This is a genomic window from Oerskovia sp. 140933 (assembly GCF_059651515.1).
The window spans coordinates 52,623-78,846 of record NZ_JAMXIO010000010.1 but is presented as its reverse complement, the minus strand read 5'-3'; the positions used below and the strand labels follow the sequence as shown (position 1 = coordinate 78,846).

Here is a 26,224-nt window from a genome sequence, read left to right as displayed (position 1 = left end):
TGGACCCGGCCCGGTGCGGGCCCGCGAGAGGGGGACGACATGGGCAGGGCAGTGGCAGCCGTGGTGGGCGCGGTCGGCGCACGAGGCGGGGCAGGGACGAGCACGGCGGCCGCGGCGCTCGCGGACGGGCTGCGCCGGTCCGGGCGACGCGTGGTCCTCGTGGACCTCGAGACCCGGGGCGGCGGGAACGACGTGCTGCTGGGCGTCGACCACCGGGACGGCCCGCGCTGGTCCGACCTGCGGGACGCGCGAGGCGCCGTCGACGGCCGCGCCCTGGCCGACCTCCTCCCGGCCTGGCGCCACGTGCCCGTCCTCGGCGCTCGTCGCACCGACCCGGTGCTCCTCGACGACGGCGTGGTCCTCGACGTGTGCTCGGCCCTGGCCGACGCGTGCGACGTCCTGGTCCTCGACCTGCCCCGGTCCGTCCTCGAGCGGGCCGGTGCCGGCGGCACCGAGCAGGCGGCGCTCGTCGGTGCGTGCGACACGCTCCTCCTGGTGACACCGCTCGACCTCCCCTCGGTCGCCGGCGCCGTCGCGACCGCGGACCTCGCAGCCCGGCTGGGGGCCGGGCGGGCCCTGCGTCTCGTGGCGCGGCGCCCGGCCCCCGGGCGCCTCGACCCGTGGGAGGTGAGCGACGCCGTCGGGCTGCCGCTCGCGGCGGTGGTCCCGTGGGACCGCACCCTCGCGGCGCGCGTCGAACGAGGCGAGGGCCCCGACGTCCGTGCCCGGCGCCCCCTCGGGCGGGCCGGGGCCGAGCTGGCGGCCGCGGTCGGTGGTGCACCGGGCGGGCGGGCCGTCGCATGAGCGGCGACGGGCTCGACGACGCGCTCCTCGCCGAGGTGCGCGGTCGGCTCGTCGGCGGCGCACCGGCCGACGACACGCAGCTCCGTGCGGCGCTGCGCGGGTCGGGACGGGTGCTCGGCAGCGAGGCGCTCGCCGACCTGACGCGGCGCGCCCGCGCAGAGCTCTACGGTGCCGGGCCGCTCCAACCGCTGCTCGAGGACCCCGAGGTCACCGACGTCCTGGTCAACTCGCCCGCCGAGGTCTGGGTCGACCGCGGCGCGGGGCTCGAGCACGCCCCCGTGCACCTGGGCAGCCCCGCCCAGGTGCGCGCGCTCGCCGTCCGGCTGGCCGCCGCGGGCGGGCAACGGCTCGACGACGCGAGCCCGCTCGTCGACGCCCGCCTCCCCGACGGCACCCGGCTGCACGCCGCGATCGCGCCCGTGTGCGAGTCCGGGGCCGTGATCTCGCTGCGGGTGCTCCGGTCGAGGGCCTTCACGCTCGACGAGCTCGTCGACGCGGGCGGCCTGCCGCCTCCGTGGGCCCCCGTGCTGCGGCGGCTGGTCGCGCAGCGCGCGAACATGCTCGTCTCAGGGGGGACCGGGACGGGAAAGACGACCCTGCTCGCAGCCCTCCTGTCGCTGGTCCCCGGGCACGAACGCATCGTGTGCGTCGAGGAGGCCCGCGAGCTCGTCCCCGACCACCCGCACGTCGTCCCCCTCACGGCCCGGCGGGCCAACGTCGAGGGCGCCGGGGCCGTCGACCTCGCGGACCTCGTCCGCAACGCGCTGCGCATGCGCCCGGACCGGATCGTCCTGGGCGAGTGCCGGGGTGCCGAGGTCCGCGAGGTCCTCATGGCGCTCAACACCGGGCACGACGGCGGGCTGGCCACGATCCACGCCAACGCGGCGGCCGTGGTCCCCGCCCGGCTGGAGGCGCTCGCCGCCCTGGCCGGGATGCCCCGGGAGGCGGTCGCAGCACAGGCCGCAGGCGCGCTCGACGTCGTGCTGCACCTGCGCCGCGCCGCGCGCGTACGGCACCTCGCCGAGATCGGCGTCGTGCGGCGTGATGCGCGCGGGGAGCTCGTGGTCGACCCCGTCGCGACGTGGGACGGCGTGCGCGAACCCGTCTACGGCACCGGGTGGGACGCGTTCGTGGACCGGTGGGGTGGGGCGTGAGCGTCGGCCTGCTGGTCGCGTGCGCGGTGTGGCTCGCGGTGGCGCCCGGCGGCCGGGGCGCGGCGGAGGTCGTGGGCGGCCGTGCGGGCCGGGGCCCCGCGGGAGGCCGGTGGCCCGTGCGGCGCCGGTCGGCCGCGCCCACCTCCGTGCGCCTGGTCGTCGCGCACGTCGCCTCGCTGCTGCGCGCGGGGGCGGCGCCCGGTGCCGCATGGGTGTCCGCCGCGGGGATCAGGGTCGACCCGCAGGGCGTGCCGGACCGCGGCGACCTCCTCGCGGTCGTGGGCGCTCGCGGGTCCACCGAGGCGGACGGGCAGGTCGCGGCCGTCGTGGCCGCGAGCCGCTTAGCCTCCGACGTCGGGGCGCCGCTCGGCACCGTGCTGGAGTCGATCGCGCACGCGCTCGCGGCCGAGTCCGAGGCACGGGCGGACCGTGAGGCCTCCCTCGCCGGTCCTGCGGCGACGGCCCGCGTGCTCCTGTGGCTGCCGCTCGTGGGGGTGCTGCTCGGCGCGGCGCTGGGGGTGGACCCGGTCGCGACCGCGCTCGGCGGTGGTGCCGGCTCGGCCGGGCTGCTCGTCGGCGGGGTGCTGCTGCTGATCGGTCGACGGTGGTCCGGGCGCCTCGTGACGCGGGCCCGAGCAGCAGGGGCACCGCCGTGACGATCGCTCGGACCGTCGACTGGGCCGTGGTCGCGGCCGTCGCGTGCGGGAGCCTGCTCGCGTCGAGCCCGTGGTGGGGCGCGCGGGCCGGGGTCCGCGCGCGGCTCGCCGACCTCACGCGGCGGGCGGCGCCGTCGGGCCCTGCGACGGGACCCGCGGGACAGGTGGAGATCGGGGTCCTGCTCGAGCTCCTCGGCGCGGCGGTGCGCGCGGGGGCGAGCGTGCCGCGCGCGCTCGAGGCCGTCGGTCGCGCCGTCGGAGGGCCCGACGGCGCCGCGCTCCACCGTGCGGGGGCGGCGGTCGTGCTCGGGGCAGGCTGGACCGAGGCGTGGGCAGGGGCGCCGGCCCGGCTCGCCGTGGTGCGGTCTGCGCTGGGTCTCGCGTGGGAGCAGGGCGCTGCGCCGGGGGAGTCGCTGCGAGCGGCTGGGGAGCAGCTGCGCGCCGACCAGCAGGCGCTCGCGCGCCAGGCCGCGGCCCGTCTCGCCGTCCACCTCGTGCTGCCGCTCGGGGTGTGCTTCCTCCCGGCGTTCCTGCTGATCGGGCTGCTTCCCGTGCTGCTGTCCCTGGGCGGCGGGGTGCTCGGCGGCTGAGCCGTCGTCGAGCAGGTGCGAGACCGGCGGCTGCGGCCCACGCGGGAGCGCTGCCCAGCGGTGTGCCGATCTCCATGGTCCGCCCCGGCACCCGGAGGGCGGCGGCCGCCCACAGGGCGCGACCGTGCGGGTGGGACGCCGGAGAACCGGCCACGGGTTGACCTGTTCCGGTGTGCACCATGGCGGCATGAACCCACGGACGAGTCCCACCACCCCCGACTTCCCCGAGCCCACCCTGGTGCCCGTCAACGGTGTCGAGCTCGAAGTCTTCGAAGCAGGCCGGGAGAACGCGGGCAAGCCGATCGTGCTCTGCCACGGCTGGCCGGAGCACGCCTACTCCTGGCGCCACCAGGTGCCCGCGCTCGTCGGCGCGGGCTACCACGTGATCGTCCCCAACCAGCGGGGATACGGCAGGTCGTCCCGTCCGACCGAGGTGACGGCGTACGACATCCAGCACCTGACGGGGGACCTCGTCGCGCTCCTCGACCACTACGGCTACGAGGACGCCACCTTCGTCGGGCACGACTGGGGAGCCAACGTCGTCTGGGGGCTGGCCCTGCTGCACCCGGGCCGGGTCAGCAGGATCGTCAACCTGAGCCTGCCCTACCAGGAGCGCGGCGAGCGGCCGTGGATCGAGGCCATGGAGGACGTGCTGGGCGGCGACTTCTACTTCGTCCACTTCAACCGCCGGCCGGGCGTCGCTGACGCCGTGCTCGACGACAACACGTTCCAGTTCCTGCGCAACATGTACCGGAAGAACGAGCCCGCCGCGGAGCCTCAGCCCGGCATGGCCATGATGAACCTCGCCCGGGCGCAGACCCCGCTCGGAGAGCCCGTCATGAGCGACGGCGAGCTGGCCGTCTTCGTGTCCGCGTTCGAGTCGACAGGGTTCACGGGCAGCATCAACTGGTACAGGAACCTGGACCGCAACTGGCACCGGCTGGCGGGCGTGGACCCGTTCGTCCGCCAGCCCGCTCTCATGATCTACGGCGACCGGGACGCGGTCGCGAGATCGGAGCGGCTGGCGGACCTCGTGCCCCAGGTGGACGTCGTCAGCCTGGACTGCGGGCACTGGATCCAGCAGGAGAAGCCCGAGGAGACGAACCGGGCGATCCTCGGCTGGCTGGCACGGCAGGACGCGACCTAGAGCAATTGCGTGGCGCACTGGCAGGGTCGAACTTTCACCCCTCTGAGCACGGCCCCCGGCAGTACCGTGGATGTCAAGGCTTGCTCGTGATAGATGTCAGGGGTTCCTATGCGTACCCGACTTGCCACCGTCGTGGGCGGTGCAGGCGTGGCACTCGTTCTGACTGCGTGCTTCGCGGAGAGCGGGCCGGAGGTGACGCCGAGCCACAGCGCGTCTGCCGAGGCGACCAGCCCCGAGCCCTCTCCGGCTCCCGAAGAGACGGTGCCGTCGACAGGCACGAGGGAAGCCCCTCTCGCGATCGGAGAGTCTCGCCGACTCAGCGATGAGTCCGCGTGGACGGTCCAGCTCAATGCGAGCAATCCCGACGGTGCTGCCGTCGTCGCAGCCGAGAACGAGTATCTGCCGGGCCCCGTCCCGGGCGAGGCGTTCCTGATCGGTAACTTCTCCGTCACTGTCGACGCCGATGCCCTGGCAGGCCAGGGCATCGACCTCGCGAACGAGGGGGCCGCGGCCTGGGCGCACGTCTGGTTCGAGTACGTCGCAGCGGACGGCACCAGCTTCGACGTCACCTCGGGCACGATGTGCTTCACGAACGGGGCGCTCTACAACGCAGGGACTCTGTACGCGGATGGCACGTCGACGGGCGACGTGTGCATCGCGGTGCCCGTCGACAAGCTGCCCGGCGGGTTGTGGCGCGTCGCGAACATCCAGAACGACAACGTGTGGATCAGTCCCGAGTAGTCCTTCGAAGCGTGTGCCTTCGACTTGCGGTGGCAACTGGGCGGGCCGTCCACAGGGCATCCGCCAGCGCCACGCTCCACAGCGGCGGTCTCCGGCCCAGCGCGCCCCGCGCCGGGCTCGCCACAGTGGACAGCACGGCCCGCGACGGGTGGGCCACGAGAGCCAGGAGGCACCCATGACGGTCATGCACCGAGCGAGAGAGACAGGAGCGGGGCTGCTCGCCCGCGCCCGCGGCGAGGACCCCGAGGCAGGGCTCGCGACCGCCGAGTACGCGGTCGCGACCATCGCCGCCGTCGGGTTCGCGGGGCTGCTCATCGCGATCCTGCGGAGCGGCGAGGTGCGCGAGATGCTGCTCGGCATCATCCAGCGCGCCCTGTCGGTCGGCTGACGTGGCGGGCGCCAGGACGCGGGGGCGGCCTCGTGGCCGGGCACCGGGCAGCCGCCCCTGGGACGGGTCGCGGGACCGTGAACGCGGCACCGTGACGGCCGAGCTCGCGCTCGCGATGCCCGCGGTCGTCCTCGTCCTGGCGGCCGTCCTCACGCTCGCCGCCGCGGCGAACGCGCAGCTCCAGGCGGCCGACGCCGCCCGCGCGGGAGCCCGGGCCGTCGCGATCGGCGAGGACGACGCGGCGGTGCGCGCCGTCGTCGGGCAGGTGGCCGGGAGCGAGGCCACCGTGACCGTCTCGCGCGGCGACCCCTGGGTCGAGGTGCGGGTCGCCAAGCCGGTGGTCGGCGGCTGGCTCTCGCGCTCGCCGCTCCAGGCCCGCGGCGCCGCGGTCGCCTGGGCCGAGCCGTGAGCCCGCGCGCGACGGCCGACCGGCGTGGGCCTCGCCGCGCCGCGACGGGGCGCGAGCGCGGTTCGGGGACCGTGCTCGCGCTGGGCCTCGTCGCGGTCACCCTCGTGCTGGGGCTCGCCCTCGCCGCCCTCGCCTCGGCCCAGGCGGCTCGCGGGCAGGCTCAGGCAGCGGCTGACCTCGCGGCGCTCGCCGCCGCCACCGCCCTCCAGCGGGGGTGGGAGGCGTGCCCGACGGCGCGGGAGACCGCGGACCGCAACGGCGCCGAGGTCGTGGCGTGCGTCGAGCAGGGCGACGGGGTCGTCCGGGTCGACGTCACGCGCGAGGCCACGGGGTGGGCCGGGGCGCTCGGGACGGCGCGGGCTGCCGCACGGGCAGGACCGGCGTCGGCGCGGTGACGACCTGCGGTCGTCGAGTGCGTGCGAACGGTCAGGCAGGCGCGTGCGCGAGCACGGCGTCGAGCAGCCGGACCGCCGCGGCCTTGTCGAGCGGGTTGTTGAAGTTGCCGCACTTGGGCGACTGCACGCACGCGGGGCAGCCGTCCGCGCACGGGCAGCGCGAGATCGCGGCACGGGTCGCGCGCAGCCACGTCGCGCCCAGGTGGAACCCGCGCTCGGCGAAGCCCGCACCGCCCGGGTACGCGTCGTACACGAAGACCGTGGCCTGCTCAGTGTCGACGTGCATCGCGGTCGACACCCCGCCCAGGTCCCAGCGGTCGCACGTCGCGAGCAGCGGCAGCAGCCCGATCGACGCGTGCTCGGCCGCGTGCAGCGCGCCCGGCGCCGTCTCGGCGTCGATCCCTGCGGCCTCGAGGACCTCGGCCGGGACCGTCCACCACACGGCGGTCGTCGGCAGGGTGTGCTCGGGCAGGTCGAGCGGCTCGACGCCCAGGATCTGCAGGTCCGGCAGGCGCCGGCGCTGGAAGCTCACGACCTGGCTCGTGACCTCGACGGGCCCGAACCCCCAGCCGATCGGGCCCCACCACCGGTGGATCGCGGGATGCGTGACCTCGTTCGGTGCCGAGCCCTGCGGGGCGGACGGGTCGTCGCCCGGGGCGGGCTCCGCCGTCGGGCCGTCGCCCGGGTCCTCTCCCGGGACCGCCGCCGGGGCCTCGCCGGTGTCCCGGTCGGAGATCCCGTGGATCGAGATCTCCGTGACGGACCGCGACCACGTCCCGAAGTCGACGTCGCGGCGCGCGACGAGCGCGACGCCGTCGCGCAGGTCGAGCGTCTCCACCACGTAGCTCACGCCCTGGTGCACGTAGACCGCGCCGTCGTGGACCGAGCCGTCGGCCGAGGCCGCGTCGACCGTGCCGAGCAGGCGCCCCGTGCCCGACTCCACGACGCGCACGGGCGAGCCGCCCGAGCCGCGCAGGTCCGTCATCGCGGCGGCGGACTGGGCGTGGGTCCAGTACCACCCGGACGCCCGACGGCGCAGCGCGCCCCGTGCGACCAGAACGCCCAGGAGCTCGGTCACCGCGGCGGGGTCGCCGAAGGTCGTGAGGTCCGCCTGCCGGAGCGGGACCTCGGCGGCCGCCGCGCACAGGTGCGGCGCGAGGACGTACGGGTTGGCGGGGTCGAACACCGTGGCCTCGAGCGGTGCCGCGAAGATCGCCTCGGGGTGGTGCACCAGGTAGGTGTCGAGAGGGTCCTCGCGCGCGACGAACGCGACCAGGCCGTCGGCGCCCGCCCGCCCGGCGCGGCCCGCCTGCTGCCAGACCGACATGCGCGTGCCCGGCCAGCCCGCGATGAGGACCGCGTCGAGGCCCGAGATGTCGACACCGAGCTCGAGCGCGTTGGTCGTCGCGAGGCCGCGGACCGCGCCGCTGCGCAGGGCCTGCTCGAGCGCGCGGCGCTCCTCGGGCAGGTACCCGCCGCGGTAGGCCGCGACCCGGCGCGCGAGCTGCGGCGAGACGACGCGCAGGTGGTCCTGCGTCTGGGTCGCCACGGACTCGGCGCCGCGCCGCGACCGCGTGAAGGCGAGGGTCCGGGCGCCGGCCGCCGTGAGGTCGGCCAGGAGGTCCGCGACCTCGGCCGTCGCGGACCGTCGTGGTCGCTCGGGGGAGTCGCCCGGGGTGGCGGGCTCGTCGGGGTCGCTCGTGAGGCCCAGCTCGTCGTGGGCCGTGGGGTCGATCAGCAGGGACTCGGCGAGGGCCGCGTCGGCGGCCGGGTCGGCCGCTGCGGCGCGGGCCTGCGCGGCCTCGTAGCCCAGGACCTCGGGGGGCTGCCAGAGCGCGAACGTCTTGCGGCCCGCGGGGCTCGTGTCGGCGTCGACCGTGACGATCTGCTCGGGCGGGACCCCGACGAGGCGCCCGGCGCTGACCGCGGGGTCGGCCGTGGTGGCCGACGCGACGACGAACGTGAGGCGGCTTCGGGGGGCGCCGTCCGCGGCCGACGTCCCGGGAGGTGGCGTCGGCGCGTAGTGCGCCGCGAGCCGCGCGAGCCGCCGCAGCACCAGGGCCACGTGCGCCCCGAACACGCCCCGGTAGGAGTGCCCCTCGTCGACGACGACGTAGCGCAGGTTGCGCAGGAACCTCGCCCAGCGCCGGTGGTTGGGCATGAGCGCGAAGTGCAGGAAGTCGGGGTTGGTCAGCACGACGTCGGCGTACTCCTGGACCCACTTGCGTTCCTCGAACGAGGTGTCGCCGTCGCACGTCGAGATCTTGACGTCGTTGGCGCGCGACGCGTCCAGGAGTCGCTGGAGGCCGTCGACCTGGTCGGCCGCGAGGGCCTTGGTCGGGCTCAGGTAGAGGACCGTGCCACGCGAGCGGGCGCTCTCGATCCGGCCCGGTGCCAGGGACTCGGCCGCGCGGTCGGCGCGCACCGCGGTGAGTGCCGGGAGCCAGAACGCCAGGGACTTGCCGGAGCCGGTCGAGGTCGCGAGCGCGACGTGCCGGCCGGACCACGCTGCCTCGGCTGCCTCGACCTGGTGGGCCCACGGCCGCTCGACCCCCATCGAGCGGTAGCCCGCGACGAGCGAGGCGTCGGCCCAGCGGGGCCAGTCGGCGTGCAGACCGGGGCGCCCGGGCAGGTGCTCGACGTGCGTCAGCCGGTCGGCGCGGCGGCCGCCCGCGAGCAGGACGTCGAGCAGGGCGCCGGGACGGTCCGGAACGGTGGGTGTGCCAGGTCCCGCGTCCGGGCGGCCGACGGTCGACGAGCCGTCCGACGGGTGGTTCGACGCGTCGTCCGGTTCCGGGGTTCGCGACGGTCTGGGCACGCCTCCGAGTCTCCCACCTGGTCCTCGCGCGTGCCGAACCCGAGGTTGGTCAGGCAAACGGTGGCGGGTGCCTGACCAACCTCGGGTTCGGCACCGCGCGCCTCAGCCCGCGAAGACCGCGGCGATCGCCCGCGACAGGTGGTACGGGTCCGCGACGGCCGTGAGCTCGCGCGCCGAGTGCATCGAGAGGATGGGCGCGCCCACGTCGACCGTCCGGATCCCGAGCCGGGTCGCGGTCAGCGGCCCGATCGTCGACCCGCACGGCACGGTGTTCTCCGAGACGAACTCCTGGCTCGGCACCCCCGCGGCAGCACAGGCCGCCGCCCAGGCCGCTGCGCCGTGGGCGTCGGTCGCGTACCGCTGGTTCGCGTTGATCTTGAGGATGGGGCCGCCGCCCGCGATCGGTCGGTTGGCCGGGTCGTGGCGCTCGGGGTAGTTGGGGTGGACCGAGTGCCCGACGTCGCTCGACACGCACAGCGACGCTGCGAGCGCGCGGTGCCGGTCCTCGTCGCTCGCGCCGAACCCGCCGCTGATCCGGGCCAGCACGTCGGCGAGGAACGGCCCGCTCGCGCCCGAGCGCGTCTCGCTGCCGATCTCCTCGTGGTCGAACGCCGCGAGGACCGCGACGGGCGCCTCGCCGCCCTGGCCCGTGGTCGCGCCACCACCGGACGCGACGTCGAGCAGCGCCGTGAGCCCGGCGTGCACCGACAGCAGGTTGTCGAGCCGCCCCGAGGCGAGCAGCTCCTCGTGCGCGCCGAAGATCCGGGGGGCCTGCGTGTCGGCGACGACGAGGTCGTACCCGCCGACCTCAGCGGCCCGGACGCCCGCGTGCTCGGCGAGGAGCGCCAGCAGGTCGGCGTCGGGAGCGCCCAGGGCGCCGAGTCCCCACACGGGCTGGGTGTGCCGCTGCTTGTCGAGCGTCAGGCCGTCGTTGGCGCCGCGGTCGAGGTGGATCGCGAGCTGGGGGATGCGCAGCAGGGGCCCGGTGCGCACCAGGTGGCTGCGGCCGTCGAGCGTCACGAGGCGCCCGGCGAGCTCGAGCTCGCGGTCGAGCCACGAGTTGAGCAGGGGGCCGCCGTACACCTCGACGCCCGCCTGCCACCAGCCCTCGCGGCCCGTGGTCGGCTTGGGCTTGAGCTTGAAGCCGGGGGAGTCGGTGTGCGCGCCGAGGATCGCGAAGGGCGTCGTGGCACCGGCCCCCGCGGGCGTGGCCCACGCGATGACCGCGCCGTCCCGCACGACGACGTAGCGCCCCTCCGCGGTCGAGGTCGGCCAGGCGTCGGCCTCGTCGAGCAGGGTGAATCCTGCCTCGACGGCGCGCCGGGCGACCTCGTGGGCCGCATGGAACGACGAGGGCGAGGACTCGACGAACCGCGCGAGGTCCTGGGCGTGGTCCCGCGCCTGGGCGGACGGGACGGTGGCGGCGATGGCCTGTCGGGCGGCGGTGACGGTCGGGCGGGCGGGGGCTGCGTCGTCGGGCATGCGTCCATTGTCCGCCTGCCCGCGCGTGGGGGAGTAGCGTCGGTCCTCCCATGACTTCGTCGGACATCGTGCTCACCCTGCGTGCCGCCGGCTGCGTGTTCGCGGAGGCCGAGGCGGAGGTCCTCGTCGCGGCGGCGACGTCGCCCGCGGAGCTGGGGGCCATGGTCGCGAGCCGGGTCGCCGGGCTGCCGCTCGAGCAGGTCGTCGGCTGGGCCGAGTTCTGCGGCCTGCGCATCCTGGTCGAGCCCACGGTGTTCGTGCCGAGGCGTCGGTCTGAGGCCCTCGCGACGCTCGCCGCCGGCCTCGCGGGGGATGGGTCGACGGTCGTGGACCTGTGTTGCGGCACGGGAGCGCTCGGCGCGGTGCTGCGGGACCGGCACCCGGGCATCGACCTGCACGCGGCGGACGTCGATCCCGCGGCCGTCCGCTGCGCGCGACGCAACCTCGTTGGACAGGTGTACGAGGGGGACCTGTACAACGCCTTGCCGGAGCGGCTGCGCGGGACCGTCGACGTGCTCGTCGTCAACGCCCCCTACGTCCCGACCGACGCGATCGAGACCCTGCCCCCCGAGGCGCGGCTCCACGAGGCGCGCGTCGCGCTCGACGGCGGGCACGACGGGCTCGACGTGCACCGTCGCGTCGCCTCAGCCGCCGCGGAGTGGCTCGCCCCGGGTGGTCACCTCCTGATCGAGACGAGCGCGCGCCAGGCGCCCGTCGCCGTCGGGCTCTTCGAGAGCGCGGGGCTCACGGCCCGGGTCGAGTCCGATCACGACCTCGGGGCGACCGTCGTGATCGGCCGCCGCGACCGACCGTAGGCCGCGGGCGGCGGCGGTCGCTCCCAGCCTCGCCCCGTAGGATCGGGGGAATGCAGTGCCCCCACTTCGACGCCCACGAGTGCCGTTCGTGCACCCTCATGGGGCAGGGGTACGCCGCCCAGCTCGCCGACAAGCAGCGGCACGCGGGCGACCTGCTCGCCGCGCACGCCGGGCTGCGGTGGGAACGTCCGGTCGCGAGCCGGGAGTCGGGCTTCCGCAACAAGGCCAAGATGGTCGTGGGCGGCACGGTCGAGCACCCGACGCTCGGCATCCTCGACGCGGGCGGGCGCGGCGTCGACCTCGAGGACTGCGGCCTCTACCCGGCCGACCTCCAGGCCGTCTTCCCCGTCCTCGCGGACTTCGTCACGCGGGCCGCCCTCACGCCGTACGACGTGACGACGCGACGCGGGGAGCTCAAGAACCTGCTGGTCACGCAGTCGCCCGACGGCGAGCTCATGGTGCGCTTCGTGCTGCGCTCGCAGGAGCCGGTCTCGCGTCTGCGCAAGCACCTGCCGAGCCTGCTCGACGCGCTGCCGCAGGCCCGCGTGGTGTCGGTCAACATCCTGCCCGAGCACAAGGCCGCGCTCGAGGGCGACCAGGAGATCCTGCTGACCGACGCGGACACCCTGACCATGCGCGTCAACGGGATCGAGATGCACCTGCGTCAGCAGAGCTTCTTCCAGACCAACACCGAGGTCGCGGCGGCCCTGTACCGCCAGGGGCGCGAGTGGGTCGACGAGTCCGCGCCGTCGAGCGTCTGGGACCTGTACTGCGGTGTGGGAGGTTTCGCGCTGCACTGCGCGGCGCCCGGGCGCGAGGTGGTCGGGATCGAGTCGAGCCGCGAGGCGATCGTGAGCGCCGAGCGCAGCGCCGCGCAGGCCGGGCTCGACGACGTGACGTTCCGGGCCGGGGACGCGACCGCGTTCGCGCTCTCGGCCGAGCGGGCTCCCGACCTCGTGATCGTGAACCCGCCGCGGCGCGGGATCGGTGCGGAGCTCGCGGGCTGGCTCGAGTCGTCGACCGTGCAGCGGGTCGTCTACTCGAGCTGCAACGCCGTGTCGCTGGCCCGGGACCTCGCGGCCATGCCGTCGCTGCTCCCCGTGCGGGGCCGGGTGCTCGACATGTTCCCGCAGACCACGCACTACGAGGTCATGGTCCTCCTCGAACGTTCGGTCTGAGGCCGGCCGCGTCAGCCGCGTCGACCGCGCCGACTGCGCCGACCCGTGCCGGTGGTCAGCGGTCCAGGGCGGTGAGCCGTTCGGCCGCGGTGCGGGCCGCTGCGGCGAGCACGGCGCGGAGCGCCACGAGGTCCACGGGCGTCCCGTCGGGGGTCCGGTCCGGGACGCCGGGCAGCAGGTCGGTGGCGGGCGGGGGCTCGGGGACGTCGGGTGGCGGGGGCAGCTCTCCGAGGACGCGCGAGCCCGACGGCGGCGCGTCGGTCCCGGCGTCGCTCGCCCGCGCGTCGGTCCCGGCGTCGCTCGCGCGGGCGTCGGTCGGGTCGGGGGCTGCCGCGGCGGCTGCCGGTCCCGGCGTCGAGAGGTCGCGCAGCCCGTCGAGGATCTGCTCGCGCGAGCGTCCGCGCAGGAGGAACAGCACGAACGGGTCGGCGTCGAGCAGCCAGCCGGCCTGGTAGCTGAGCGCCGCGGCGTGGAGGCAGGGCAGGTCCCAGGTGGGGCAGTCGCACTCGGGTTCGAGGTCGCCGATGCCGGGCAGGAGCGTGACGTCGGCGTCCGCGGCGGCGGCGACGACGTCGCGGGGCATCTCGCCCGCGAGGAGCGCGGCGAGGCGTCCGGAGCGTGCGGCGAGGGCGCGCAGGAGACGGTCCCACTCGTCGTCGGTCAGCGGCTCGAGCGAGACGACCGTGTGGTACATCTCGCCGTCATCATCTTGTACGCGAGCCTGGACGGCGCCCGGGCTGACCGTGATCGGGCCGACCCGTCCCGTCCGCGCGTACGCCCGCCCCTTCTTGAGCGGTCCCGCGTCGAGCGCGGACTCCTCCATCGCACTCACCCAGGCGCGAGCCCACCACGACTGGCCGCGGCGGACGGCACCCTTCGCGGCGGTGCCCGTCGGAGGGAAGGCCGGGAAGCCGACGGCGCTCACGGGCGCCCCCTCTCGTCGCTCGTGACCGGGAAGCGGTCAGGTCCGCCCACGCGCAGCGACACGAGCTCGGCCAGCTCCGCGGTGCCGAGCTCGGAGATCGCCCCCTCGACGCCGCCGGCTCCCAGCACGGCGTCGGCGAGCTCGCGCTTGGACTCGATCATGCGGGCGACGTGCTCCTCGATGGTTCCCTCGCTCGTCAGGCGGTGCACCTGGACGGGCCGGGTCTGACCGATCCGGTACGCCCGGTCGGTGGCCTGCTCCTCGACGGCGGGGTTCCACCACCGGTCGTAGTGGATGACGTGGTCGGCCCGCGTGAGGTTGAGCCCGGTGCCCGCGGCCTTGAGCGAGAGGAGGAACACGGGTGGCAGCCCCTCGGTGGCCTGGAACCGGGCGACCATCTGCTCACGCCGGCCCACGGGCGTCCCGCCGTGCAGCAGCATGGTCGCGACCCCACGACGTGCGAGGTAGGACTCGAGCAGGCGGGCCATCGCGACGTACTGCGTGAACACGAGGATCGCGCCCTGCTCGGCCCTGATGGTCGTGACGAGCTCGGTGAACGCGTCGAGCTTGCCCGAGCGCCCCGACAGCCGCGGTTCCTCCTCGTGCAGGTACTGGGCCGGATGGTTGCAGATCTGCTTGAGGTGCGTGAGCAGCCCGCCGATCATGGCGCGCCGCCCCATGCCCTCGGCGCGGTCGATCTCCTCGAGCGCAGACCGCACGGCGCCCTCGTAGAGACCCACCTGCTCGGCCGTGAGGGGAACCACCTGGTCCGTCACGGTCTTGGGTGGCAGCTCGGGCGCGATCCCCGGGTCGGACTTGCGCCGTCGCAGCAGGAACGGGCGGACCAGGCGGGACAGCCTCTCGGCCAGCACGGGGTCGCGGGTCCCCTCGATCGGGTCCGCCCACCGGCGCCGGAACTCCCCGCGCGTGCCCAGGAGCCCGGGGACGAGCCAGTCCATGACGGCCCACAGCTCGGTCAGGTTGTTCTCGACGGGCGTCCCTGTCAGGGCCACGCGGGCCTCGGCGGGGATCGTGCGCAGAGCCTTCGCGGTGCCCGACCCCGGGTTCTTGACGTGCTGCGCCTCGTCCGCGACGACGAGACCCCAGTGGTGCGCCGCGAGCACCGGGGCCTTGCGCGACGCGTCCGACAGGACCGTCCCGTAGGTCGTGAGCACGAACCCGTCGGCGGCCCCGCGCAGGTCGCGCGACGCGCCGTGGAAGCGTCGCACCGCGACGCCCGGCGCGAACCGGCGGACCTCCTGCTCCCAGTTGCCCAGGAGAGAGGCCGGGCACACGACCAGGGTGGGCCCGCCACCCGTGCCGCCCCCGGCGGGCGGCGCGGCGTCGTCGGGCACGGTGCGCTGGGCGCCGGCGCGGTGCAGGTGCAGCGCGATGAGCGTGATCGTCTTGCCCAGGCCCATGTCGTCCGCGAGGCACGCGCCCAGGCCCAGCCCGGTCAGGCGCGCGAGCCAGCGCAGCCCGTCGAGCTGGTAGTCGCGCAGCGACGCGTGCAGCCCCTCGGGAGCGACGACGTCGCGCGCCGGGGCGGGGTCCTCGAGCTCGGCTCGCAGCCGGTCGAGCCACGGCGTGGGCGTGACCAGGAGGTCCTGGTCGCCCACGCGCGCCACGCCCGTGAGGGCGGCCGAGACCGCGTCGAGCGCCGAGACGGGCTGGGCCGGGCGCTGCGCCGCGGCACGCGCCACGGCGGGATCGGCGAGGACCCACCGCCCCCGCAGCTGCACGACGGCGGAGCGCCCCTGCGCGTGCACGCGCGCCAGGTGCTCGCGCTCGGCCGCGGTGAGGCGCACGCCGTCGAGCGTCAGCTCGTGCGTGAGCGTCATGGGCGCCGACGGGCCGCGGTGCGCCGTGCCGCGTGCCGGGGTCCGCAGCAGGGCGGGGAGCGCGCCGGTCGCGCCGGTCGGTGCCTCGCCCGGTGAGAAGACCGCGACGGACCGGACCTGACCGGCGAGGCTCGCGGGCCACTCGACGGTGATCCCCGTCGCGCCGAGTGCCGCCGCGCCCTCGTCCAGCAGCTCACGCACGTCGGCCGGTGCGAGGACGAGCGCCCGGGGCACGGGCTGGTCGAGCAGCCCGTCGAGGGGCGACCATGCTGCGGCGCCCGCGCGGAGCAGGACGAGGACGTCGCCGACCGCCTCGCGGGCCGAGGGGTCGGACCGTGCGGCCGACCACAGCTCGTCGGCCGTGCGCGAGCCGTCGTGACCGCGCACGACCACGGTCGCGAGCCAGTCGTGGGTCGCGAGGTCGTCCTCGGCGGGGGACGTGCCGGGACCGGCCACCGGTTCGAGGCGCAGGACGACCGTCACCCGGGGGTCCAGCAGCGCCGCGGCGTCACGCGACCAGTCGGCCAGCCCGTCCGGGGGGACCGCGGCGTCGTCGCCGGCGGCAGCGTGCGGGGACCGGCCGGGCTCGTCCGGAGCGCCGCCGACGAGCGTGCCCGCCAGGCCGCGCGGCGCGTCGGCGCCCGCTCCCGCGTGCCGGACCCAGAGGTCCGCGACCGCGTTCATGACGTGACGCACCCGGTCGGTGCGTGCCGCCCGGTCGTCCCCCGCGGGCGGTCGGGCGTCGCGGGCCGCGGGGGCGACGTCGAGGTCCGTCGTGCCGACGGGCATGGCGTCCGCGAGGGCGTCCACGCGGTCGAGCGAGCCGCCGTCGAGCGGGCCGACCCTCCACCCGGCGCGACCGGCCGCGACCTCGGGTACGAGGCGGCCCGCCGCCACGTGCGCGAGGGCCTCGGCGCACACGGCGCCCCAGAACACCTCGGCCGGGCTGCCGTCGCCCGTGGCCCAGGCGTCGAGCACGCCCAGCACGGTGTCGACCGGGGCCTCGGGCACGGCTGTCGGGTGGGGCGCGGGTCGCGGCACGGGACCTCTCTTCCTGGTGCGTCGTACGGCGGACTTCCGAGCCGATCAACGTACGATGTACGCAGAACATTCTCGACAGGTCGGGCGACTCGAGCCCTCCCTCGATCATCCCCGATCGCTCCCGAGGAGGCCCTCCGTGCCGACACCGACGCCGTCGTCCCCTGCCACCCCCCGCGACCCCGCGCGCACCCTCGCCCTCCTCTGGGGCCTGCACGGGGACCGCGGCGCGCGAGGACCCCAGCAGTCCCGGACGCCCGACGAGGTGGCGAGGGCCGCCGTCGGGCTCGCGGACTCCGAGGGGGCGCTGACCGGGCTGTCCATGCGCAAGGTCGCCGCCGAGCTGGGGATCGGCACCATGTCGCTCTACACCTACGTCCAGAACAAGGACGACCTCGTGGACCTCGTGGTCGACCGCGCCTACGGCGAGCTGTACCCCCAGGACCAGGCCCCCGGCGACACCTGGCAGGACCGGCTGCGCTCCGTGGCTCGCGCCAACTGGGACCTGTTCGCGGCCCACCCGTGGCTCCTCGACATCGACCTCGCCCGCCCCGTCCTCGGCCCGGGGGAGACCCGCAAGTACGACGTCGAGCTCCGCGCGATCGAGGGCGTCGGCCTGAGCGACGTCGCGATGGACGCGACCGTGACCCTCGTCGTCGGCCAGGCGACGACGGCCGCGCGACGATCCCGCGCGGCCCGCCTCGCGCACGAGGAGAGCGGCCAGACCGACGACGAGTGGTGGACGGCCAACGCGCCGCTGCTCGAACGGATCAGCGCGATGAGCACCTTCGTCGTCGCCGGCAGGGTGGGTGCCACGGTCGGCGAGCTGCAGCAGTCCGCGTACTCGGCCGAGGCCGAGCTCGAGTTCGGGATCGACCGCATCGTCGCGGGCGTCGAGGCTCTCGTGGCCTGAGACCGTCCGACCCTCACGGGCCCAGGCTGACGACGCCACCGATCTCGGTGCCGATCCGGGCGACGTCGGCATCCGAGACCCGCCAGGGCCCTCCTGTCGCGATGATCGAGATCGTCCCGTTGGACGGAGCGACGACGAGGGTGCCGTACGCGACGATCCTCGACGGGTCGAGCTGCGTCGCGTCGACGCCGGGGCACCAGTCGGGGGCCACGAAGCTGGCCGGCACGGAGTCGTGCGGAGCGAGCGTCGCCTGGAGGCCCCGTTCGAAGCCGACGGTCTCGGCCACCACGACGCCGCCCTGCACGAGGTGGACAGCGCCCCCGTCGGCGTCGATCGTGACCGACGAAGCGGTCCCGTTGACGAGGGACAGCGACAGGTCCGGGGTCTTGTCCTCGGGCAGGGCCCCGGTCGAACCGGCGACGAGCCGCAGCCCGGCCTCGACGACCAGGTGGTCCGGGACCGCCGCACCGCACGCGAACGAGGACGCGTCGACACTGTCGGTGACCTCCAGCGAGAAGGGCGCCGAGACGATGCTGACCGGCGTGCCATTGGTACCGTCCCAGGTGTCGAGCGCGTCAGGCCCGGCCAGCTCGTCGACCTGGAGCACGCGATAGGCCGTGTAGGTCCCCGCCGGGACGACGGAGGTCCCGTCGTCCTCCCCACCCGTGCACACCTGGGCCCCTGCGACGCCCAGCACCTGTGACTCGCCAGGTCCCACGTCGACAGGGACGAGGGGCTGCCCCTCCATCAGCGTCATGGCGACCACCCGACCGTCCTGGACCAGCACCGTGCGCGCCGACCCGTTGGAGGCGGCGAAGAACGGGGTGTCGGAGACGTTCGTGACCTCGACCTCCCAGGGGTTGACGTCGGAGAGGGTGAGCGTCGTCGTCGGGACGATGTCGCTCTCGGGCGTGCCGCACCGGACGGTGTCGCCCGCGAGGGGGCCAGACGCGACCGGCGCTTCCGCGGGCCCCGTGGCGTCCGGCCGGATCGCGGACCGCTCCACGGCGCCCGCGGTCAGGGCGACGGCGAGCGCGAGGCCGCCGACCCCGCCCGCGAGGGCGGTCCGACGTCGGCGCCTCGAGCGGTGCACCCGCAGGACGACGTCCTCGGGGGCCGGGCCGACGGTGTCGTGCGCCACGGTCTCGCTCAGTGCGTGCAGCTCGTCGTCGATCCTCGTCATGAGTCAGCGCTCCGGGAGTTGGTGGGTCGGGAGAGGAGGGGGAGGACGGTCAGGTCCTCGTCGTGGGTGACCGCGCCGTCGTCCAACGGGCCGAGGACGGACTCCAGCTTGGCGACCGCGTGGTGGAGGTAGCGCTTGACCGTTCCGGGATGGAGCTTCATCCGCTCGGCCGTCTGCGGGACGGTCAGGTCGTCGAAGTACCGCAGGACGATGCACGCACGCTCCTGGGTCGAGAGGGACGCGAGCGCCGACCGGATGTCCGTGGCCTGCTCGACGTCGGCGTGCTGCTCGTGGCGCTCCGGTGTCGCGAACAGGTGCCGGACCCCTGCCCACCGTCGAGACCTGCGGTAGGAGTCGATGTGCAGGGTGAGGATCGTCCGCCGGACGTAGGCCTCCATCGCGTCGGGCGGACCGGCGTCCCGCACGCGGACGAACACCTTCACGAACGCCTCCTGCACGAGGTCCTCCGCTGCCCCCCTGTCCCCCACGAGCAGGTAGGCGTAGCCGACCAGGGCTGGTCCACGCGCACGGACGAGCTCCGTCAGGCGCGCGTCGGCTGCGTGCACGCGCCGTCCCTCGCTGGGGGTGGTGCTCGACATGTGGCTCCTCGGGGTGGACGAACTATCCTCTCGTCACCGGAGACGAACAGGTCCGTCAGAACGTTGTAGCGGGCGAGGGTGGATTCGTGGGGTGATCCGACAGGAGGCCGGCGGACGGGAGGACCAGTGGTGCACCGATGACGGCACGGCCGACGGTCGGAAGGTGCCCGCTCGCCGTGGTCGCCCAGGCGCTCCTGACTCTGGCAGGGGTCCTCTATGCGGGGGTCGTCCTGGAAGCGGTGGTCGGGTGGCCCCTCGACCCGGCTCGCTCCTACCTGTCCGAGCTCGCGGCGCTCGACCAGCCGACGTCGGGGCTCTTCCGGTCGACCGACCTCGTCGCGGGGGTCCTCGTCGTCACGGGTCTCGTCCTGCTCGTGCTCGCGCACCGGCGTCGCCGTGCGCTCGGCCACCCCGCCGCGAGCCTCGCGCAGTGCATCACGGCATGGGCGCTGGTGGGGTTCGGGGTCGCTACCGTGGCCGACGCCCTGCTGCCGCTCGACTGCGCGCTGTCGCTGGGGGAGTGCGCCGCGCGCGAGGACGCGGGGTCCGTGAGCCTCGCTCACCAGGCGCACACGTACTCGTCCGTGGCGTCGGGCGTGGGGTCGTTCGTCGCGAGCGCGGGGGTCGTGGGGCTCGCACGTGCCCGACGGCGCAGCCTCCTGGGGCTCTCGGCGCGCCTCGCGGGCGCGCTGGGACCCGTCCTGGGGGTCGCGACGGGGGCGATCGGCCTGTTCGGCAGCCCGCTGCCCGTGGGGACGGGGATCGTGCAGCGCGTCCAGGTCGTGGCGTTCGCGGTCGTGCTCGTGCTCGCGGCGCAGGTCCTGGCGGCCCCGCAGCGTCCGCGGCGCCCCCGGTCGTCTCGCCGACCTCCGCCTGCCGCGCCCGTCCACGCCCTCGCCGAGGCAGGTCCCCGGCGCGCGTGATGGACTGGGGCGCATGATCCCGGCGACCGCGGCACCGCCCCCCGGCACGTGGGTCGTCCTGCCCGGTCTCCTGCTCGCCCCCTCCGACATGGAGCCCGTCGCCCGCGTGCTGCGCGAGCAGTTCCCGGCCGCGACCGTCCTCGTCCTCGACTCGTGGGAGACCGCGGTCACCGCGCCCGTGGCGAGCATCCGGGCGGCGTTGGGCCTGTCCGGTCGGCACGCACCTGCCAGCATCGGCCTCGTGGGCCACAGCGTGGGCGGGCTGGCCGCGATCGAGTGGGCGCTGACGCACCCCGACGAGCTCGGTGCGGTCCTCCTGCTCGACCCGACGACGCCGTTCCTGCCGCGCAGCCCCGAGCGTCCCGCCCCGGTCGGGCTCACCCTGCTCGCCGAGCGCCTGATCCATGCCGGGGGCGCCCTGCTCTCGCGCTGCCGGGCGGTGACGAGACGCGGAGCCTCGCTGCGTCGTCGGGCCTGGTACGACGGGACGCACCGCCCCGACCCCATGCCCGACGACGAGGCCGCGCGCCGGTACGGCACCCCCGAGGGATGGCGGCTCATGGTGGGGCAGTACGAGCAGAGCTGGGCCCAGGCAGAACGCGTCACCCGCCTCTTCGCGGCCCGTGCCGACGCCCTGGAGCGGTTGGCGGTCCGGCCCGTCCAGCTCGTCGGGTGGGGACGACGCGGTCAGGGCCCGTTCCTGCGGGAGGCGCGCGAGCTCGGCGCGCACCTCGGGGCGAGGGTCTACGGCCTCCCGGGTGAAGGGCACCTGTTCCCGCTCACGAGGCCCGACGTCGTCGCGCAGGTCCTGCGCGGTCAGGTGCCCGAGGGGGCGCTCGCCCCTGATCCGGGGGCGGCCTTCCGGTGAGGCGCTGCTACCAGCCGGCCGCGTACTCGAAGTGCCAGGGCTCGGGCTTGGAGCCGCCGGGACGGGCCCAGCTGGGGTTGTCCCAGCCGAAGAGCGGGGCGTTCGCGCGCAGCCACTTGTACTGGGCGGAGCCCGGGCTCGACGCGGGAGCCGCCAGGTCCACCGCGAGACCCCAACCGTGGTTGGAGGTCCCCGGCACGGCTGCGAGGCCGGGCTTCGCCGCGCGCGTCGAGACCTGCTGCCCGTAGGAGCGGTACGAGTCCGTCATGGGGATCGAGCTGCCGAAGCGCTGCGCGTACGCGGCAGACAGCTCCTCGAACATGGCGGCAGCGTCGCAGCGCAGCATGTGGCCCGACGCGAACGACAGCGAGGTCATCGCCGACGACGGGATCCTGCCGTTGGAGTAGCTCGACGATCCGCACTGGGCCAGCAGGGTCGCGGCACGCACGCGACGCTCGGCCGCGAGCTCCTGCGGTGTGGCGGGGGCCGGGGTGACGACCGCGGACGCGATCTCCCCGTAGTCCCCGCGCTGGATCGCGAACTGCTCCATGGCCCGTTCGATGTCCTCGCCCGTCACGGGTGCCGCGCCGCCCTCGCCGACCGTCAGGTCGGCGACCGTGGTGCTGTCCTCGAGCGACGTGCGCTCGGACGAGCGGGACGCGCGCTGCGAGCCCTCGCTGCGCTGGGCGAGCATGCTGTCGGTGAGTGCGAGGAGCTGAGCACGGGCGGCTTCGAGGGCCTGCGGGTTCCCGGCGACGGCTGCGTCGGCGTCGGTGCCCGCGAGGAGGGCCTGAGCGCGTTCCAGCAGCTCGTCCTCCCCCGAGGGGCCCTGCTCGGCGAGCGTCGTCGTGCTGTCGTTCTCGTCGTCGGCCAGGTCAGAGCGCTGCCCACCGGGGGCGAGGTCTCCCGACGCCGTACCCGGCACGATCATGGGCACGCACGCCAGCGCACCGACGAACGCGACGCCCGTCGCGGCGCGCGCCACGAGGCGGGACCCGAACAGGGTGCCGCGGGCCGGGGTCTGGGGCGCGACGGGGGTCGCGCCGGTCGCCGGGGCGCCCGACCGGCGGTCGCGGCGGCTGAGCGGCGGGAAGATCACGTCGGCCGCGGGAGCGGCCGCGTCCACGGCTGCGGGGGCGACCACAGGAGTGGGGACCGAGCGCAGCGGCGTCGGCGCAGGGACCAGGACCACGGGGATCTCGCCGGACGGGGTCTGCATCGAGCCGACCGGCTCGGGGGCCGCGCGGCGGATGCCCGTGGGCGGGAAGGGGAAGGCGCACGGGGTCGCTGCGGTCGCAGCGTCCGCAGGGGCCGGCGCGACCTGGGCGAACGCGCTGGTCCGCGGGGCGACGGGGGCCGCCTCGGCGACCGGCGTGAAGGGAGCGGTGTGCGCGGCGTGGGCTGCCGGGACCGTGGGGGCGGCCTGGGACGCAGCGAACGTCGCGGGGCGACCGGCCGTGTGGCGGTGCGGGACCGGCGCGTGCTCGGGGCGGGAGCGGTTGTCGAGTCCGGCGGCAGCGAGCTCGCGTGCTCGAAGCTCGGCCTGACGTTGACGTCGCGTGGGGGTCGGTGCGGCGCCGTGCGGGCGCTGCTGGACCGGTGCGGACGTTTCCACCTGACGGGACTCCTGTGCTCTCGGACGGCCTCCGGCAGGAGGTCGGGGTACTGACTTCGTGGTGCGGGAGCCAGTGGTCGTTGCCGTCCGTCGTGCGCCCGATCGCGGCCTACGTTACTCGTTCGTTATCCGTCTGTGTGACGCCCCCGACACCTGAGACGGCATGGACGGCACCGTGGTGCGGAAAACTCGTCCGGACGAGCCACCCACCGGAACTGCGCCCCCGGTCACGCCGTGTCCGGAACGCGAGGGTTGGCCAGGTGCGTCCCCGCGGGCTCAGCCACGACCCGACGGGCGCACGAACGGGAACGCGAGCGTCTCGCGGATGCTCGCCCCGATGAGCATCATGTACACCCGGTCCACCCCGATCCCGAGGCCGCCCGTGGGCGGCATCGCGAACTCCAGGGCGGACAGGAACTCCTCGTCGACCTCCATGGCCTCGGGGTCGCCGGCGGCGGCGAGCAGCGACTGCTGCGTGAGGCGCTCGCGCTGGTCCACGGGGTCGATCAGCTCGGAGTAGGCCGTCCCGAGCTCGGCGCCGAACGCCACGAGGTCCCAGCGCTCGGCGAGCCGCGGGTCCCGGCGGTGCGTGCGCGTCAGGGGCGAGGTCTCGAGGGGGAAGTCGGTGTAGAAGGTCGGCTCGACGGTCTGCCCCTCCACGAACGCGTCGTACAGCTCGGTGACGATCGCGCCGTGCGTCGCGTCCGGGACGATGTGCACCCCGCGTTCGCTGCAGATCGCCTGGAGCGTGGTCAGCGGGGTGTCGGGGGTGACCTCCTGGCCGACGGCCCGGGACACGGCCCCGTGCACGGTGCGGACCGGCCACTCGCCGTCGAGCCGGACGACCGTCCCGTCCGCCCGGCGCGAGACGGGCTCGCCGTGCACCGCGATCGCCGCCTCGATGACGAGCTCGCGCGTGAGCTCGCGCATCGTCGTGTAGTCGCCGTAGGCCTGGTACGCCTCGAGCGACGTGAACTCGGGGTTGTGGGTCGCGTCCACGCCCTCGTTGCGGAAGTTGCGGCCCAGCTCGAAGACCCGCCCGACGCCACCGATCGCGAGCCGCTTGAGGAACAGCTCGGGCGCGATGCGCAGGTACAGGTCCAGGTCGTACGCGTTGATGTGCGTCGTGAAGGGCCGGGCGTTGGCGCCGCCGTGCACGCGCTGGAGGATCGGGGTCTCGACCTCGATGAAGTCGCGGGCCGCGAGCGACTCGCGCAGCGACCGCACGGCGGCGCTCCGCCCCCGCAGGATCTGCGCCGTGCGGGTGTCGAGGGCCAGCTCCATGTGCTTGAGCCGCACCTTGGCCTCGGCGTCCGCGAGCCCGCGGTGCTTGTCGGGCGGCGACGTCAGGGCCTTGGACGCCATGCACCAGGCCGTGCCGTGCAGCGACAGCTCGCCACGACGGCTCCGGGTCAGGTCTCCCGTGACGCTCACCTGGTCGCCCAGGTCCACGGCCCGGCGCCACAGCGCGAGGTCCGGGCCGGGGCGGTCCGCGGTGAACATGACCTGGATCTCGTCGGTGCCCTCGCGCAGGTCCGCGAAGATCACGCCGCCGTGGTCGCGCAGCCGCACCACCCGCCCGACGACGGACAGGTCGGCCGGGGCGTCCACCGTGCCCGGGGCGCCCACCGTGCCCGGGGCGTCCACCGTGCCCGGTGAGGCGTCGGCCCCGACCGGTGCGGCGCCGTCGGGCCGGGACGTCGCCGCGGGGGAGCCGGGCGACGCGAGCCACGTGCCGATCCGGACGGCCTCGCCGACCGAGACCGTGCGCGGGACCGACACGGGGTAGGGCTCCATGCCCGCCGCCCGCAGGACCTCGAGCTTGGCGTGCCGCATGGCCTGCTGCTCGGTCAGGCGGCGCGTCGGCGCGGACACCGTGAGCAGCGCGGTCTCCTGCGCCCGCACGGCCTCGGCGAAGGCCGCGGAGACCTCGGGCCGGTGAAGGTCCGGCGACCGGTCCCGGCGGTGGAACAGGTTCGGGGTGTTCGGCAGGAAGCCCTCGGCCTGCCCCACCGCGAGGATGACCTGCGTGAGCTGGCTCGCGTTCTGGTAGCAGAGCAGGCGCGGCTTCCAGTCCGGCAGGTACTTCTCGTTCGACCGGTACAGCGAGTCGAGCTGCCAGAACCGTGAGGCGACCAGCAGGACGCGACGGTTGAACCGCTGCACAGGCGTCGCGCCGATCCGCGACCCCTGCTCGAACGACCCGCGGAACATCGCGAAGTTCAACGAGACCCTGTCGATCCCCGTGCCGCGCCCGGCCGCGACCAGCTCGGTGACCATGAGCTCGGTCACGCCGCTCACCGCCTGCGGGTGGCGCCGCATGACGTCGAGCGACAGGCCCCTGCGGCCCCACGGCACGAACGACAGCAGGCCGCGCGGGTTCCCGTCGGCGTCGTGCGCGGAGACGATCATCTCGCGCGGGTCGGCCGCGTCCCCGAGGCGGCTCAGCGACATCGAGAAGCCGCGCTCCTCGCCGTGCCGCCACTCGTCGGCCGCGGCGACCAGCGCCGCGAGCTCGTCCTCCGGGATCTCGGCCTGGCGGCGGACCAGGACCCGGTAGCCCTCGCGGGCCGGGCGGGCGACGGCGTGCCGCACCGACCGCATCGCGGGGCCGTCGAGCGTGAACGTCCGCGTGTTGATGATCGCCTCGTCGCCGAGCGCGATCGGGTGCAGGTCCACCGCCTGGAACGCCTTGGCGCCCAGCTCGCTCGTCGACAGCACCGCGGGCACCCACCCGAAGCGCCGGGCGTGCGAGCGCCACTGCTCGATCGCGTCGGGCCAGCTCGCCCGGTCACCGATCGGGTCGCCCGCCGCGAGGCACACGCCCGAGACGACCCGGTAGGACACGGCCGCGCGCTCGTCCTGGGAGAAGATCGCGCTGCGGTCCCAGCGCGTCGCGAAGTACTCCAGGGAGTCGTCGCTCGGGTGCTCGAGCAGGAGCCTGCGGACAGCGAGCTCGTCCGCGGCCTCGACCTTGGCGTCGTGCGGCGTGGACCGCATGAAGACCGCGATCGCGAGCACCAGCGCCAGGGCCGAGACCAGGCCGGCGACGAGCGCGAGCCACGCCGGCCCCGCACCGTCCGCGTGGAGCGGGTAGTCGCTGGGCCGTAGCCCCATCGCGACCGACAGGCTCCAGTTCACCCGGTTGCGGATCCCGTGCAGCGTGTTCGGGAAGACCTCGAGCAGGAGGAAGGTGAGCGACGCGGAGACCGCTACCCCGCCCACCAGCACGAGGATCGCGCGCCACCACGCGCCCTTGCTGACCCGGGCAGGGAACGCGAACCGGGCCGCGACCAGCAGCACCACGGCCGACACCGCCACGACCCACGACGCGATCTCCAGGGGAGACAGCACCAGGCCGTCGGCCCGCAGGGCCTCCTTGTCGTCGTCGAAGACCCACAGCAGGCCCACCGCGAGCCCCAGCACCGCGACCGGGAACTGCCACACGAGCACGACGAACCACAGGGCCGCGCGCTGCCGCCGCAGGAGACCGCTCGCGATGACCCCCACCAGGACCACCGAGAACACGCTCGGGAACGTCGGGAGGTTCAGCACCGCGAGCCAGTCGCTCACGGTCCGCACGAACCCCGGGGCGAACAGGAGCAGGACCAGGGCGAGCACGAGCCAGAAGGCGACTGCCTGGACGATCCTCCCCGTCCACGACGCGACCGCCTCCGCCCACGGCGGGGCGGTCGTGCGGGAGGGAGTGGTCGAGCGGGGCATGGGTGCTCCTCGGTGCAGG

General features: G+C 75.2%; 22 protein-coding genes. 14 read left to right on the top strand and 8 right to left on the bottom strand.

Annotation, left to right across the window (positions count from 1 at the left end; genetic code table 11):
• Positions 1–39: 39 nt before the first annotated feature.
• The 9 genes from ssd (at position 40) to NHG27_RS07560 (ending at position 6,284) form a co-directional block, all read left to right on the top strand.
• Positions 40–804 (top strand): septum site-determining protein Ssd, encoded by a 765-nt coding sequence (gene ssd, locus NHG27_RS07600; RefSeq protein WP_193718058.1) that lies wholly within the window; start codon positions 40–42, stop codon positions 802–804.
• A complete protein-coding gene (locus tag NHG27_RS07595) occupies positions 801–1,958 on the top strand; it encodes a TadA family conjugal transfer-associated ATPase (protein WP_193718059.1) in 1,158 nt (385 codons plus the stop codon). The genes ssd and NHG27_RS07595 overlap by 4 nt, the downstream gene beginning before the upstream one ends.
• Positions 1,955–2,614, top strand: a complete 660-nt coding sequence (locus NHG27_RS07590; protein WP_497015584.1) for a hypothetical protein — start codon at positions 1,955–1,957, stop codon at positions 2,612–2,614. Before NHG27_RS07595 ends, NHG27_RS07590 begins: the two co-directional genes overlap by 4 nt.
• Positions 2,611–3,204, top strand: a complete 594-nt coding sequence (locus NHG27_RS07585) for a type II secretion system F family protein (protein ID WP_497015582.1) — start codon at positions 2,611–2,613, stop codon at positions 3,202–3,204. The genes NHG27_RS07590 and NHG27_RS07585 overlap by 4 nt, the downstream gene beginning before the upstream one ends.
• Positions 3,205–3,391: 187 nt before the next feature.
• Complete coding sequence (locus tag NHG27_RS07580; RefSeq protein WP_497015581.1) at positions 3,392–4,351, top strand: alpha/beta fold hydrolase; 960 nt, start codon at positions 3,392–3,394, stop codon at positions 4,349–4,351.
• A gap of 261 nt (positions 4,352–4,612) precedes the next feature.
• Positions 4,613–5,092: a hypothetical protein gene (locus NHG27_RS07575; protein WP_193718061.1), complete on the top strand. Its 480-nt coding sequence runs from the start codon at positions 4,613–4,615 to the stop codon at positions 5,090–5,092.
• A gap of 175 nt (positions 5,093–5,267) precedes the next feature.
• On the top strand, positions 5,268–5,480 hold the full coding sequence (locus tag NHG27_RS07570; protein ID WP_193718062.1) for a DUF4244 domain-containing protein: 213 nt from the start codon (positions 5,268–5,270) through the stop codon (positions 5,478–5,480).
• Positions 5,481–5,571: 91 nt separating this feature from the next.
• Positions 5,572–5,889: a TadE family type IV pilus minor pilin gene (locus tag NHG27_RS07565; protein ID WP_321575172.1), complete on the top strand. Its 318-nt coding sequence runs from the start codon at positions 5,572–5,574 to the stop codon at positions 5,887–5,889.
• Complete coding sequence (locus tag NHG27_RS07560; RefSeq protein WP_497015577.1) at positions 5,886–6,284, top strand: Rv3654c family TadE-like protein; 399 nt, start codon at positions 5,886–5,888, stop codon at positions 6,282–6,284. The genes NHG27_RS07565 and NHG27_RS07560 overlap by 4 nt, the downstream gene beginning before the upstream one ends.
• A gap of 31 nt (positions 6,285–6,315) precedes the next feature.
• On the opposite strand, the gene NHG27_RS07555 is transcribed toward NHG27_RS07560, so the two are convergent.
• Both NHG27_RS07555 and NHG27_RS07550 read right to left on the bottom strand, forming a co-directional pair.
• Positions 6,316–8,976, bottom strand: coding sequence for a DEAD/DEAH box helicase (locus NHG27_RS07555; RefSeq protein ID WP_497015628.1), 2,661 nt, complete (start codon positions 8,974–8,976; stop codon positions 6,316–6,318).
• 228 nt (positions 8,977–9,204) lie between these two features.
• Positions 9,205–10,584, bottom strand: coding sequence for a M18 family aminopeptidase (locus tag NHG27_RS07550; RefSeq protein ID WP_497015576.1), 1,380 nt, complete (start codon positions 10,582–10,584; stop codon positions 9,205–9,207).
• A gap of 50 nt (positions 10,585–10,634) precedes the next feature.
• Here NHG27_RS07550 and NHG27_RS07545 point away from each other — a divergent pair, with 50 nt between their 5' ends.
• Both NHG27_RS07545 and rlmC read left to right on the top strand, forming a co-directional pair.
• Positions 10,635–11,399 (top strand): putative protein N(5)-glutamine methyltransferase, encoded by a 765-nt coding sequence (locus tag NHG27_RS07545; protein WP_193718065.1) that lies wholly within the window; start codon positions 10,635–10,637, stop codon positions 11,397–11,399.
• 50 nt (positions 11,400–11,449) lie between these two features.
• The gene (gene rlmC, locus NHG27_RS07540; RefSeq protein WP_497015575.1) at positions 11,450–12,577 is read left to right on the top strand and encodes a 23S rRNA (uracil(747)-C(5))-methyltransferase RlmC; all 1,128 of its coding nucleotides are present in this window, start codon (positions 11,450–11,452) and stop codon (positions 12,575–12,577) included.
• A gap of 55 nt (positions 12,578–12,632) precedes the next feature.
• On the opposite strand, the gene NHG27_RS07535 is transcribed toward rlmC, so the two are convergent.
• The gene (locus NHG27_RS07535) at positions 12,633–13,502 is read right to left on the bottom strand and encodes an SWIM zinc finger family protein (RefSeq protein ID WP_497015574.1); all 870 of its coding nucleotides are present in this window, start codon (positions 13,500–13,502) and stop codon (positions 12,633–12,635) included.
• Positions 13,499–16,354, bottom strand: a complete 2,856-nt coding sequence (locus tag NHG27_RS07530; RefSeq protein ID WP_497015572.1) for a DEAD/DEAH box helicase — start codon at positions 16,352–16,354, stop codon at positions 13,499–13,501. The genes NHG27_RS07535 and NHG27_RS07530 overlap by 4 nt, the downstream gene beginning before the upstream one ends.
• Positions 16,355–16,520: 166 nt before the next feature.
• Between NHG27_RS07530 and NHG27_RS07525 the strand changes: the two genes are divergently transcribed.
• Positions 16,521–17,294 carry a TetR/AcrR family transcriptional regulator gene (locus NHG27_RS07525; protein WP_497015571.1) on the top strand — a complete coding sequence of 258 codons (774 nt, stop codon included), beginning with the start codon at positions 16,521–16,523 and terminating at the stop codon, positions 17,292–17,294.
• Between the two features lie 13 nt (positions 17,295–17,307).
• On the opposite strand, the gene NHG27_RS07520 is transcribed toward NHG27_RS07525, so the two are convergent.
• A complete protein-coding gene (locus NHG27_RS07520) occupies positions 17,308–18,477 on the bottom strand; it encodes a hypothetical protein (protein ID WP_497015568.1) in 1,170 nt (389 codons plus the stop codon).
• Positions 18,474–19,076, bottom strand: a complete 603-nt coding sequence (locus tag NHG27_RS07515; protein ID WP_497015563.1) for a SigE family RNA polymerase sigma factor — start codon at positions 19,074–19,076, stop codon at positions 18,474–18,476. The genes NHG27_RS07520 and NHG27_RS07515 overlap by 4 nt, the downstream gene beginning before the upstream one ends.
• 137 nt (positions 19,077–19,213) lie before the next feature.
• Here NHG27_RS07515 and NHG27_RS07510 point away from each other — a divergent pair, with 137 nt between their 5' ends.
• Together NHG27_RS07510 and NHG27_RS07505 are read left to right on the top strand one after the other, a co-directional pair.
• Positions 19,214–19,999, top strand: a complete 786-nt coding sequence (locus NHG27_RS07510) for a DUF998 domain-containing protein (RefSeq protein ID WP_497015560.1) — start codon at positions 19,214–19,216, stop codon at positions 19,997–19,999.
• A 13-nt stretch (positions 20,000–20,012) separates the two neighbouring features.
• Complete coding sequence (locus NHG27_RS07505; RefSeq protein WP_497015558.1) at positions 20,013–20,867, top strand: alpha/beta fold hydrolase; 855 nt, start codon at positions 20,013–20,015, stop codon at positions 20,865–20,867.
• Between the two features lie 7 nt (positions 20,868–20,874).
• Here NHG27_RS07505 and NHG27_RS07500 read toward each other — a convergent pair whose 3' ends face one another.
• Positions 20,875–22,482 carry a M15 family metallopeptidase gene (locus NHG27_RS07500; RefSeq protein WP_497015556.1) on the bottom strand — a complete coding sequence of 536 codons (1,608 nt, stop codon included), beginning with the start codon at positions 22,480–22,482 and terminating at the stop codon, positions 20,875–20,877.
• Between the two features lie 276 nt (positions 22,483–22,758).
• Positions 22,759–26,205 (bottom strand): bifunctional lysylphosphatidylglycerol synthetase/lysine--tRNA ligase LysX, encoded by a 3,447-nt coding sequence (lysX, locus tag NHG27_RS07495; RefSeq protein ID WP_497015555.1) that lies wholly within the window; start codon positions 26,203–26,205, stop codon positions 22,759–22,761.
• Positions 26,206–26,224: the final 19 nt, after the last annotated feature.